Consider the following 12,540-nt stretch of genomic DNA (forward strand, 5'->3'; position numbering starts at 1 on the left):
GTGGATCGATACTTAGTCCTAAGAACCTAAGTGTCTATTCACCTGAGTTACGGTTTCAATTTGAGGGCAGCCGCTTGTTCGCATGTTACTTATTTTTTATTCGTTTCCGCTCCTCGGCTTCCCACTGCCGAAGTAACGGATAAGGGTCGAATGACCATTCCATTAAACCTCGATCCCGATACACCCCGTAATGCAGGTGAGGAGGGAATTTGCCTTGTGTGCCGGGCTTGCCATAGCCGGAGCTTCCCACCCAGCCGATAATTTGGCCTGGTTTCACTACAGTACCAACTTCTATCGTCTTATCATAACCAGAAAGATGAGCATAGTAATGGTAAATATTATTTAAATCACGAATCCCCATCCTCCAGCCACCATAAGGATTCCAACCCTTCACCTCAATGACACCATAACAGGTGCTGCGTACCGGCAGTCCGTGATGGGCAAAAATATCGGTCCCTTCATGGATGCGATAGCCGCCCCAGCTTCGTTTGGTGCCCCACGTCCCCTTATAGGAGTAGTTGTTGCCTACGGGAACGGGGAAAGCATGCTCGAAGAGGTCTAGCTTACCGAAAGCCGCATACAAGCGGGAGAACTGCTGAACACGTTGAACCGATCTCGCATTATGGTAATAATCCCACATACCAATCGCAAAATCCTCCTCTGAGCCCCCATATCGCATCAAATGGCTGGCAACCGAATAGAGTAAATCTGTGTCATTTGTACGTTTTGCTATACCGTCTCCGTCTCCATCGGATCCAATACCGTTGAACCAACGAATGGAGGCAGGAACCTCATCGTGAACGTCCGGGTTTAATTGTCCGCTCCAATCGGCTTCGGTTACGAATATGCTAATCCAACTGCCAAGCTGCTCTCGGGTCTTGGAGCGAACCTTCGTAATATTTCGTTCATATTGATCAATTGCGGCAAGGCGGTACCACGGGATACTCGTTAATTCGCTGATTCGATTGTAAAGTTCCTGTCTTTTCTCAAAGCCGTCATCCTTTGGTGCCGAAGTTGGATTTGCGGACATTTGGCTAGCAGGATTGAAGATAGTGATCGCTTGCGGCTGTACAGCAGCAGAGGAAACACGGCTGTCGTAGAATGCTTCTGCTGTACCCATGACGATCGTGCTTAGTAGCGTAAGGCGTAATAAGTTATGTCTCAATTGCTTCTTCTCCCAACCACAAAAGGTAAGCCTAGCTTGTAGGCTGGTCGTCTGACGAAATCAGAGTGAAATGGTGGCTGACCGACTGTTGTTATGATTTGCAAATCATTGGTTTTTATTCGAAACATGTTATAATAGGGCGAAGGAATCAACAGAAAGCAGGTATGCCCTCATGAAGACCAAACAGAAGGAATCTCTTCCAAAACCGGACTGGCTCCGAATTAAGCTAACAACAGGCGGCAATTATGCCGAACTTAAAGATATGATGCGTTCCAAAACACTTCACACGGTATGCGAAGAAGCGCGCTGCCCGAACATTTATGAATGCTGGGCGAACCGAACAGCGACTTTTATGATACTTGGCGATATTTGTACAAGAGCATGCAGATTCTGCGCGGTAACAACGGGTATGCCAACAGAGCTTGATCTGGAGGAACCAGAACGCGTAGCGGATGCAGCAGAACAAATGGGACTGAAGCATTGCGTCATTACTTCTGTAGCCCGTGATGATCTAGCTGATGGCGGGGCAATGATCTTCGCTGAAACGATTAAAGCTGTTCGTAAAAGGATGCCTTTATGCAGCGTTGAAGTACTTATTCCAGATTTTCTGGGTAACATGGATGCACTCCAAACCGTTATGGATGCGAATCCGGATATTCTTAATCATAATATCGAGACCGTCGAGCGATTATCTGATCGCGTTCGCGCGAAAGCTAAGTACAGCCGTTCCATGGAGCTGCTGAAGCGTGCTAAAGAAATGAAGCCAGAAATCCCTACGAAGTCAAGTATTATGCTTGGTGTTGGGGAAGAATGGGACGAGATTTTGCAGGCCATGGATGATCTCCGTGCCCATGACGTTAATATTTTAACACTTGGTCAATATTTGCAGCCTTCGCCAACTCATCTGGCAATCGATCGTTATGTCCACCCGGATGAATTTGCTCAATTGAAGGTTGAAGGTTTGAAACGCGGGTTCAGTCACGTTGAATCTGCACCGCTTGTCCGAAGCTCTTATCATGCGCATGAGCAGGTAAAGTCCGCTACCGAGGCAACGGCAACAATGTGAGAAGGAGTGGGGAGAACCTTTGATCTATATCAGCGGCAGAACTTACGAGCTAATGCATGAAAATAAAAATGGATGGAACATCGAAGCCTTTCGCGAGCGTTTCAGCGATGTTCTGGAACGATACGATTACGTTGTCGGTGATTGGGGCTACAATCAGCTTAGGTTGAAAGGCTTCTTCCGTGATAATAATCCAAAAGTAACGCGCGATAGCGCTTTTTCCAGTATGGTAGATTACATCAATGAATATTGTAATTTCGGATGTGCATACTTCGTGCTCCATAAGCAGCCAGAGAGTCCGAAGCAAGGTGAGGATGCAGAGTTGTCTGGTCATGAAGAAGACGACGCTAATGCTTCTGAGCATCGAGAGGGCAGCGAAGAGATTTATGAAACAGGCCCTTCTCGTACAGCGACTGTAGTCGAGGGTGAAGAAGGTGCCCAGGAATATCAACAGGTCAAATTCCTGCCGCGTCATCAGCGTGATCAACGGAGGGAATTCCACCATAAGAATGTCCGGAAGGATGCTCCGAAGGAAACGGATAAAGATCAGCCGCCTGCCAAAGAAGGCCGTAAGCCCTTTAACAAGGACCGTGATAAAGGTGCTCCTAGGCAGCAGCAGGGTGGCAGTGCGAATCTTCAACAGCAGGAACGTGCCAGTAACGCAAATGAGCGTAGTGAACGACCGGAACGATCAGATCGTGGCGATCGTAACGAACGCAACCGTGCGAAGAGACAGCATTTCGCAGGCGCAGCCAAAGCTCCTGTTGCTGCAGCCTCCGAAACGGGTTCACCGCAGCAGCAAATGCGGGGAAAAGATCAAGGACCTAAGCTTAGTTAATTATAAAGAACCTTCAGTTCCACTTAATAGTGGAACTGAAGGTTCTTTTGCACATTTTATGGGATTGGTACAGGATCCATTCTTTGCCTACAAATGCTGCACATTATATAGCCTCGCATAAGCCCCGTCTTGCTCCATGAGCTCTTCATGCGTTCCTTGTTCGGTAATCGATCCATGCTCAATAACAACAATTAGATCCGCATGTGTGATGGTTGATAAACGGTGTGCAATTACGAGTGTGGTACGGTTCTGAGCTAGCTGAGCAAGTGATTCTTGAATGGCATGCTCCGACTCTAAGTCTAGTGCCGAGGTTGCTTCGTCAAGAACAAGAATGGCGGGGTTCTTCAAGAATACCCGTGCAATTGCAATACGCTGCTTTTGCCCCCCAGAGAGCTTGACACCGCGTTCTCCGATCTCGGTGTCATAGCCCTTAGGTAGTGTCAGGATAAAATCATGGGCATTCGCTTGTTTGGCAGCTGTCAGCAGTTCCTCTTCTGAACCGAATGGATTACCAAGCTGAATATTCTCGCGGACAGATCCGCTAAATAGAATGTTATCCTGGAGCACCATGCCGATTTGTGAGCGTAAGCTTTGCTGCGTAACCTTACGTATATCTTGTCCATCAATTGTGATTCTGCCTTCCTCGGCATCATAGAACCTGGCGAGAAGGCTGACCAACGAAGATTTGCCGCCGCCACTCATTCCGACAAGCGCTACCGTATGTCCACGGGGAATGGTTAAATGGATATGCTGGATGACCCAATCACTGTCATTGTCATAACGGAAAGAAACATCATTGAATGTGATATCGCCTTTTACCTTCATCATGCTAACCGCATCAGGCAAATCTTGAACTTCTGGTTCCTCATGAAGCAATTCCATGACACGTTCAAGTGAGGCCGACGCCTGCGTGAGCACTGTTGATGAATCAACAAGCCTGCGAAGCGGTCCATAAAGACGGTCCAGATAACCATAGAAGGCTACAAATTCACCAATTGTCAATCGGCTCTCAATAACCAGATAACCGCCAAATAGAAGCACTAGAAGCGGTGCGATCTCCGTTAACGTGTTCACGATAGACTGAGTAAATGCATTCCATCTCGTAAGCGCGAATGCACGTTCTAAAAAGCTTTTATTACGTGCACCGAACTGCTGTTCTTCGTAGGACTCTAGCGTAAAGCTTTTCACGACGGAAATGCCATTAATATGCTCATTTAGATAGCCCTGCATCTCCGCAAGAGATTGGGAGCGCGAACTGGAATAACTACGGAGACGCTTATAGAGCTTTTTCACGGCGTATGCATAGAAAGGAAAGATAGCAATCGCTACGAGAGTTAATAGAACATTCATATTAAACATAATAAGCAAAGCAATAGAAAGAGTGAACAGATCGAGCCAAATGTTCATGAGGCCGGTTTCAACGATGGTTTTGGTCTGTTCTGCATCATTCATTATACGAGAAATGATCTCGCCTGATTTGCGGTTTTGATAGAATCGAATGGAGAGCCTCTGCAGATGAGCATACAGCTTGTTTCTTAAATCAAATAAAACGCGGCTCGTCGTGAGCTGCGCAAAATATTGGCGGAAGTATTCAATCGGATAGCGTATGATGACAAATAGGATAAAGGCTAGTCCGACTGCATGGAATAACTTCTTGTATTTATCAGGAGCTGGAAGAGGCGCAAGCAATATATGATCAATGACATACTTAAGAAAGAGCGGCAATGTAAGCGGAATAGAGAATTTAATGATGCCGATCACAATCGTCCACCCGATTAACCATTTGTATGGCTTTACGATCTGCAAATAAGCACGAAATACCTTCATCTACTTCACGTCATATCCAATAAACGCTTCACGCACACGGTTCCAGAAAGGAAACGGACGATAACGTGCGAAGCTGACTTTGAAACCGGCAACGCTGCAGCGAATGGATCGAATGTCGCTGCGAGTAATATTCAAATGATCAAAGGTCAGCTGTAAACGCTGATCCTTGCGCGAAATAATATCGCAATGGTGATGCTGCGGCAGGACGACGGAAGAACCGAGCGTCCGGTAAACACGATTATTGATAGATGCAATCTCGGCAAGCTGCAGTGATTCAATGGAGGGATGAATAATCGCGCCTCCCACGCTTTTATTATAAGCCGTGCTGCCTGATGGCGTGGAGACGACAATGCCATCGCCCCGGAACATTTCGAACAGCTGATCATTGATATTGATTTGTGCAACTAATGTATTGTCTACGCCTTTGACCGTAAACTCATTAAGTGCCAAGCGGGTGGAAAGTCCTTCTTCTGTATCTAATTCAATTTGGGCGAGCGGGTACCGTACGATGCGCGGATCACTCTCAGCCATCATACGTACAAGCTCTTCAAGCTCATCAGCTTTCCAGTCGGCAAAAAAACCAAGGTGACCTGTATGGACGCCGATGAAAGCGACATCCGTTATTCGATCCACATAAGTATGGAAAGCTTGCAGGAGGGTACCGTCACCGCCGATGGATATAACCATCTCTGGCAGGTCATCGTTACGCTGAAGTCCATTAGCAGCTGCTAGGACGTGAAACCGCTCTGTAAGCTCTTTAGATAATCGATCTCCTCTATCCACAACGACATAGTTCAAAGATGTAAGCTCCTTCCGCACTGATGATAAGATACATCGATCATAGCGGAAAATGCCGATGAATACAATGTTAGCCGGTGGGACCCAGAATGCTCCAAAGAATATATACGAGCGCTGCAGCAATGCATCCATGAACGAGGCGAGCAATCAGAAAAGGTCGATATCGAAGGTCAGTACGACTTAACAGACTGGCAACCTGCGCGTGAACAGATAACCCGCCCCAGGAAAGGACGAAGGCGGCTATTGCAGCCTGATGGATAAGTCCGCTACCTGCAGCGGCACCGGCTGAACGCACACCGAGTGTCACTTCAAAAAGTCCATTAACGACACTATCCGATAAAGCTGCTGGAACGCCAATTAGATTAAGAATAGCTTGAATAGCTTCAGAAAGAACGCCAATTGCTCCAGCCTGCTTAAGCATCTCCATAATTACAGAGAAGACAACGACCAGCCCACCAACAACGATCATAAGTCTGAGCGCTGCTTGAACGGCGTCCTGCAGTAAAGTCCCGATACTGCGTCCATCGAGCAGTCTTGCTTGATGCATCGTGCGAAGCGCTTCAGCTAAGCGTGATTTTTTACTTCTGGTGGACAGCATCGGTGGTTTGGCAGTTGGAGAGACGATGGTACCTGGAGAACGTCTGTCATGGAAGCGCATGAGGAAACCAATCAGGAGTCCGCCTCCGTAGTGGGCAGCAGCGAGAACCGGTGCCAATGCTGCGTTATGAAAGAAGCCAACGGAAACCGCCCCAATCAGGAAGATCGGATCTGAAGTGGTTGTAAAGGCAACAAGCCTCTCACCCTCCGCTCGCGTTACAAGCTTCTGTTCCCAGAGCTGAGCAGTTAATCTAGCGCCGACCGGATAACCGGATGCATATCCCATCGTCACCACGAAGCCGCCACTGCCAGGAAGCCTGAATAGTGGCCGCATAAGCGGATCAAGTATCGTGCCGAAGAAGTGAACAATGCCAAGGCCAAGCAGCAGCTCAGATATAACAAAGAAAGGGAAGAGTGCCGGGAATAGGACCTGCCACCAGATGGATAGGCCTCGAAGTGAAGACTCAAGCGCAGCAGAGGGAAAGAGAATAAGCAGCAAGGTGATAAGCACGGCCGACCATGCAGGAATGATTGCTGGACGAAGCATGAAACGAACCATAGACACAGGCGTCCCTCCATATGAATAAAAAAATGACTTTCTATTTCTATATGAGCCAAGTAGGACAAACATCACTTGTTGAATTAAAAAGCATACTTTTTCCGTACAAAAATCAACTGGAAGGAGCTGTTAAATTTTTGGAAAACGCTTGCATAAATGAGTATTATTTTCGACATAACTATGATATAATAGAAGTACATCGAATGCTTGGGGTGATGACTTATGAGTATTATTGCCGGCATCCTCGTGTGCGCCTTCGTTTATGTCATCCGTGAGTCACTGATGGCTCCTGGTGAAGAGGATTATGAGAGCTAATTCTGTTGTTTATTCGTACTAATACACACCGAATGCCCTCCTAGTGAAGGGCATTTTTTTGTTTTCTGGAAGCTATTTACTGGAAAAAAATAATTTTAAAGAACCACTACAAAAGACCTACAAATTGGAGATGAATTGGACGATGAATAACTATAGTACTATTTATGAAGCGGTCGGCGAAACCGAGGGGGTAAGACGCATTGTTGAGGTCTTTTATCCCAAAGTGAAGGAGCATCCTTTACTTGGACCGCTTTTCCCGGAAGATATTACACCCGTTATGGATAAGCAAGCGCTATTTCTTTCTCAATTTTTTGGAGGGCCGCCGCTTTACTCTGATCAATATGGTCACCCGATGATGCGGGGGCGCCATATGCCTTTCCCAATAACGCCGGAACGTGCCGAGGCATGGCTGGATTGTATGAATAGAGCGCTAGTTGATCTGGGTATGCCGGAGGAGCTGCGACTATTCATTATCGAGCGCTTGTCCGCTCCGGCCCATCATTTTATAAATACGGACGACTAGCCGAGGAGATGTGGTTGTATGGAGCCGCTCTATATGATTTCGATGACTTGTATCTGCTGTGAAACACCTTACCAAACGTCCCGCGTAAGACCAAGCTTTAAGAAAGCTTCTTCACGGGACAGCGACTTTTGCTCTTATTTCAAGGGTGATGTTAATCCAGAATATTATGTTGTTCGTGTTTGTCCGACTTGCGGCTATGCATCTACGGAGAATGGAATAGGCCAATTGTCGGATAGACAAAAGAAACAATATCTGGATGGAATTGGGTCGAAATGGACATATAGGGATTTCAGTGGTACTCGAAGCGAGGATCAGGCCATGGATTGCTATAAGCTGGCACTGCTTTGTGCCCAAGCAATTGGTGAGAAGGAGCGGGTCGTAGCCGGTATTTTACATCACATAGCTTGGCTTTATCGTTACAAAGGTATGCAGCAGCAGGAACTTCGTTTTCTGCGGTTTGCACTGGATTCCTATATTAACGTATATGAGACGGAAGTGGATTCACTTAACAATGCGAAGCTCATGTTCCTAATTGGTGAATTAAATAGACGGCTTGGTGAAGGAAAGACTGCCGTACGTTGGTTTTCTAAGGTTGTGAATGATAAGCGCATCGCGGATGCAGCCATGATTCGAGCATCACGTGATATGTGGCAGCTGCTGCGTAATGAACCTGTTGAGAGTGAAGCTTTAGAAGAAGAGCAAGCAATCGTTTAATAAGGGTTGTTCCCGGATTACATGCATAGAAGAAGCCTCCAACTCCACTATCGTAGTGGTTTTTGGAGGCTTTTTCGTTCTAATATTGGGATTGACTCACAATGTGCAGCCCTTTTAAGAAAACCCGATGCTGATGATCGAGGCTTATCCGCTATAACTTTCTATCGTCTTAGCTTAGTATCTGCGAGCAGATAATCCTGATCAGCATCAATAATCGTTAAACGTCCATGGCAGCAAGGGAAGACGAGTAAACGTTTCTTGCCCGTTCGAATGTCACCGAGTTCAGCTGGCTTAAGGGGAAGCAATACATTATCTTGGCCGCAGAAGGGACAAGAGGGGACGTAGACATCTTTCATGATGATATCATAAGGCCATGTTTGTTCAAACGGAATCACGAATCGGTTGCTCCTTTATCAGCTTGATTATTCTCAGCTGTTGGTTCCGGTGCGTTATTACTGTTCTTAGCTAGCTCGGCTAGCTTCTGAAGTAAAATATGTTTGGGCATATGCATCAAATGCTCAAGTGGCACGTTTAGTTCCTTCGAGAGTTTAACAGCTGTTTCCGCAGACAATTGCAGAGGCTTGGACATACATTCAGCTCCTTATAACGTCCGATGCTGGATGAAGCATGCGGTCCGCTTGTTTAATGATTGGCTTTAGGGGTCACCTTTTCGATATAATTCAGTTATACACTGCAAAGATGGATTAAGCAACGTTGGGTAGTCCATACATAGGGAACTTAAGCTTATCCTTATAAGGTAAAGGATTCTATATTTTTAGGAGGTCATGATGACAAATTACACTTTAACATGGGACTTAGATGCCATTTATGAGGGTGGCTCGGACTCTTCTGCTTTTGTCGCTGAGCTCGCTGGGATGGAAGCAGATATTGAGGTTTTGACACAGGAGCTGCAAGCAGCTGCGGAACAATCAAATGTTTCTAGAGAACCTGTGAAAGGTGAGCAACTGACGGCTTGGACCGGCACTGTTCAATCGATATTGCTGCGGCTTCGTCAGGTGGATTCCTTCGTTTCTTGCTTACTAGCACAGAAGATGAAGGATTCTACAGCACAGGGCCTGAATGATCGAGTAAAGACCATGGCAGCCAAATTTAACAGTGCCTTAACGAGCTTTGATGAACAGCTCCGGTTGGTTGATGAAAGGGATTGGAAGCGATGGATCAAGCAAGAGGCTGTTAGCCCGGTCGCTTTTATATTGAATGAACGTCGCGAAGCTGCCAAAGAAAAGCTGCCCCCAAGCCTAGAGGCGCTTGCCGGTGAGCTTTCCGTTGATGGATACCATGGCTGGGGTGATTTCTATAATACAATCGTATCCCGGGCTCGCTTTCAGGTGACTGAGGAGGATGGAAGCACCAAGTTTCTATCTGCGGGTCAAATGCATAATCGATTATCACATCCTGACCGTGACGTACGGTCAGCCGCATTCATCGAATGGGAGCGGGAGTGGGGCGAGCAGGCAGAGCTTAGTGCAGAGACACTCAATCGGATCTCAGGTTTCCGTCTGAAGCTTTATGGGAAGCGTGGATGGGAATCGGTGCTTAAAGAACCGCTGGAGATGAATCGCATGAGCGAAGCGACGCTTAATGCCATGTGGACGGCAGTCAATGAAGGCAAGCTGGAACTCGTTCGTTATCTAGACCGTAAGGCGGAACTGCTTGGTATCGCCAAGCTTGATTGGCATGATGTAGATGCCCCAATCGGATCAGCAAGTCGGACGGTACCCTACGATGAGGCGGCGGCTTTTATCATTGATCAATTCCGAGCGTTCAGTCCGGATCTAGCTAAGTTTACAGAGAAGGCATTCGAAGAAGGCTGGATTGAAGCAGAAGATCGGCCGGGTAAGCGACCAGGTGGATTCTGCACTTCTTTTCCGAAGAGCAAGCAAACTCGCATTTTCATGACCTATTCAGGTACAGCATCGAATATTTCAACGCTGGCTCATGAGCTTGGACATGCTTATCATCAATATGTGATGGATGATTTGCCGCCGTTTGCACAGGAATATGCCATGAATGTTGCGGAGACGGCTTCTACGTTTGCTGAGCTTATCGTATCCGATTCGGCGCTGCAGGCTGCGATTGATCCTGAGGAAAAGCTGGGTCTGCTCGAAGATAAGCTGCAGCGCTCGGTTGCCTTTTTTATGAATATTCATGCACGCTTCCTGTTTGAAACACGCTTCTATGAACAAAGGAAAAAGGGCATGCTCAGTCAGGAAGAACTGTCCAGCTTGATGGAGGAAGCGCTGCGGGAAGCCTTTAATGGAGCCCTTGGCAAGCTGCATCCGAATTTTTGGGCATCTAAGCTTCATTTTTACTTGACCGACGTTCCATTCTATAACTTTCCGTATACGTTTGGATTTTTATTCAGCTGTGGCATTTATGCAGTTGCGAAAAAGGAAGGCAAAGCCTTCGCCGATCGTTATGTGGAGCTATTGCGCGATACGGGCCGAATGACAGTCGAGGCGCTTGCAGAGAAGCATCTTGGCGTGCGTTTGGATGAGCCGGATTTCTGGAGAGGTGCTGTGGCGGTAACGACTGAGGATGTCCATACCTTTCTTAAACTTACAGAAAAGTAAGGAAGAATGCTCGGATTAGGGTTGAAACATGGCTGATAATGGAAAACTAAAGAGTGAGGAAGAATTTGCTTAATCTTGCCCGCTGTTTAGTTTCTGTAAAAGCTTGTTTTCTGAAGGGAGCCCTACGTCAAATGGAACGCACATTCGTTATGATTAAGCCTGATGGGGTGAAACGTCAGCTTATTGGTCCTATCATTACTCGGTTTGAACAGAAAGGGCTGCTGCTAACTGCCATTCAATTAATGACCATTGAGCAGTCGCTAGCCGAGCAGCATTACGGTGAACTTCAAAGTAAGCCTTTTTTCAGTGAATTGGTTCATTATCTGACATCAGGTCCGGTATGTGCCATGGTGTGGGAGGGGCAGCATGCAGTTGCTAATGCCCGCGCATTGATCGGCAAGACGAATCCTGTTGAAGCAGCTCCGGGAACGATTCGGGGAGATTACGCTTTGGATATTGCAGGGAATATTGTACATGGTTCAGATTCTACGGAAAATGCTCAGCGTGAAATCAATCTGTTCTTTCATGCGGATAGAGTAGATCCTATGTTATTCCACATGACAGGTTATGAAGACTCTGGTAACGTTAATATTTCACATTAGACGCAAAAGCCCTTCGATTCCCCTTTTTAAAAGAGGGATTGGAGGGCTTTTGCTTTATTTAAAATATATGAAAGTATAAGTTTTGATGCGTTCGATAAATACGATTAGAATGATTCTTTTATGACCGACTGTTCTAGTGTAATTCGGCCTGTAGCACGTCCTGGGCTAGCTGCTTCGCCAATAGGAATAATCATAACGGGAAGATAACGTGCAGGGATTTTGAGTGCTTCAATTAATCGATCCTTATCGTATCCACCCATAGGTACCGAATCATAGCCTTTGGCTTTTGCCGCAAGCATAAGCTGCATGGAAGCTAGACCAGCATTTTTAAGGGCTTCATCACGAGCGACCTGCTCAAATTTATAGGCGCCATCGATTTGACCAAGCAGTGTATCGCGAACCTCTGGAGCAAGCTCACCTGCGTCAACAGCTTGATTATAAATTTGGTGTCCGGTTAAATTGGCTTGAAGATCACCAAGGACCACCACAACGACAGAGGCATCAGAAACTTGCTGCTGCCCATAGGCAATACCTTTGACAAGGTCCTTCTGAGCTTGTTCTTGAATGACGAGGAAACGCCAGTGCTGAAGATTCCATGCGGATGGTGCGGCTGAAGCCAGCTCCAGAATTTCGTTCAATGTGTCTGCTGGAATCGTTACATCCCGCTTGAAATTACGAACGGAATGCCGTGTTTTGATAAATTCCTCTGCTGATAATACTGGGATTATAGTCGGTTGGCTCATAATATCTCACGTCTCCTATTTATATGTTTATTGTACACACTTACTTATTTGGTGTATGCTTACTTTAGTATAGTTCATTTAGTTATGATAAGCAATCGGAATAATGGTAGTTTAAAAAAATTTTTTTCTGAGCATTGACTGATCACCTCACCTTATGGTAGATTATGGGCAATTGAAAAAGGACCTTACGGAAGCACCGTAA

The 12,540-nt window shown here is 46.4% G+C and carries 13 protein-coding genes; 6 read left to right on the forward strand and 7 right to left on the reverse strand.

What is annotated here, in order from left to right; all coding sequences use genetic code 11:
* Positions 1–85: 85 nt before the first annotated feature.
* Positions 86–1,120 (reverse strand): M23 family metallopeptidase, encoded by a 1,035-nt coding sequence (locus tag EKN16_RS30370; RefSeq protein WP_125666826.1) that lies wholly within the window; start codon positions 1,118–1,120, stop codon positions 86–88.
* 217 nt (positions 1,121–1,337) lie between these two features.
* On the opposite strand from EKN16_RS30370, the gene lipA reads away from it, so the two are divergent.
* On the forward strand, positions 1,338–2,231 hold the full coding sequence (lipA, locus tag EKN16_RS30375; RefSeq protein WP_125665161.1) for a lipoyl synthase: 894 nt from the start codon (positions 1,338–1,340) through the stop codon (positions 2,229–2,231).
* 19 nt (positions 2,232–2,250) lie between these two features.
* Complete coding sequence (locus EKN16_RS30380) at positions 2,251–3,066, forward strand: YutD family protein (RefSeq protein WP_125665162.1); 816 nt, start codon at positions 2,251–2,253, stop codon at positions 3,064–3,066.
* 87 nt (positions 3,067–3,153) lie between these two features.
* Here EKN16_RS30380 and EKN16_RS30385 read toward each other — a convergent pair whose 3' ends face one another.
* From EKN16_RS30385 to ylbJ, 3 genes are all read right to left on the reverse strand, one after another.
* Positions 3,154–4,893, reverse strand: coding sequence for an ABC transporter ATP-binding protein (locus EKN16_RS30385; protein ID WP_125665164.1), 1,740 nt, complete (start codon positions 4,891–4,893; stop codon positions 3,154–3,156).
* Positions 4,894–5,691 (reverse strand): NAD kinase, encoded by a 798-nt coding sequence (locus tag EKN16_RS30390; protein ID WP_125665166.1) that lies wholly within the window; start codon positions 5,689–5,691, stop codon positions 4,894–4,896.
* A 70-nt stretch (positions 5,692–5,761) separates the two neighbouring features.
* On the reverse strand, positions 5,762–6,847 hold the full coding sequence (gene ylbJ / locus EKN16_RS30395; RefSeq protein ID WP_125666828.1) for a sporulation integral membrane protein YlbJ: 1,086 nt from the start codon (positions 6,845–6,847) through the stop codon (positions 5,762–5,764).
* Positions 6,848–7,304: 457 nt separating this feature from the next.
* Between ylbJ and EKN16_RS30400 the strand changes: the two genes are divergently transcribed.
* Together EKN16_RS30400 and EKN16_RS30405 are read left to right on the forward strand one after the other, a co-directional pair.
* Positions 7,305–7,685, forward strand: coding sequence for a globin domain-containing protein (locus EKN16_RS30400; RefSeq protein ID WP_125665167.1), 381 nt, complete (start codon positions 7,305–7,307; stop codon positions 7,683–7,685).
* A gap of 18 nt (positions 7,686–7,703) precedes the next feature.
* Entirely contained in the window at positions 7,704–8,399 is a 696-nt protein-coding gene (locus tag EKN16_RS30405) for a DUF2225 domain-containing protein (protein WP_125665169.1), read from the forward strand.
* A gap of 161 nt (positions 8,400–8,560) precedes the next feature.
* On the opposite strand, the gene EKN16_RS30410 is transcribed toward EKN16_RS30405, so the two are convergent.
* Positions 8,561–8,794 carry a hypothetical protein gene (locus EKN16_RS30410; RefSeq protein ID WP_125665171.1) on the reverse strand — a complete coding sequence of 78 codons (234 nt, stop codon included), beginning with the start codon at positions 8,792–8,794 and terminating at the stop codon, positions 8,561–8,563.
* Positions 8,791–8,988: a YycC family protein gene (locus EKN16_RS30415; RefSeq protein ID WP_125665172.1), complete on the reverse strand. Its 198-nt coding sequence runs from the start codon at positions 8,986–8,988 to the stop codon at positions 8,791–8,793. Before EKN16_RS30415 ends, EKN16_RS30410 begins: the two co-directional genes overlap by 4 nt.
* A gap of 196 nt (positions 8,989–9,184) precedes the next feature.
* On the opposite strand from EKN16_RS30415, the gene EKN16_RS30420 reads away from it, so the two are divergent.
* Both EKN16_RS30420 and ndk read left to right on the forward strand, forming a co-directional pair.
* Entirely contained in the window at positions 9,185–10,993 is a 1,809-nt protein-coding gene (locus EKN16_RS30420; protein WP_125665174.1) for a M3 family oligoendopeptidase, read from the forward strand.
* Between the two features lie 131 nt (positions 10,994–11,124).
* On the forward strand, positions 11,125–11,595 hold the full coding sequence (ndk, locus tag EKN16_RS30425; protein ID WP_125665176.1) for a nucleoside-diphosphate kinase: 471 nt from the start codon (positions 11,125–11,127) through the stop codon (positions 11,593–11,595).
* 104 nt (positions 11,596–11,699) lie between these two features.
* On the opposite strand, the gene EKN16_RS30430 is transcribed toward ndk, so the two are convergent.
* Positions 11,700–12,338 carry a nitroreductase family protein gene (locus EKN16_RS30430; protein ID WP_125665178.1) on the reverse strand — a complete coding sequence of 213 codons (639 nt, stop codon included), beginning with the start codon at positions 12,336–12,338 and terminating at the stop codon, positions 11,700–11,702.
* Positions 12,339–12,540: the final 202 nt, after the last annotated feature.

The sequence above is a fragment of the Paenibacillus baekrokdamisoli genome (assembly GCF_003945345.1).
Lineage (GTDB): Bacteria > Bacillota > Bacilli > Paenibacillales > Paenibacillaceae > Paenibacillus_Z > Paenibacillus_Z baekrokdamisoli.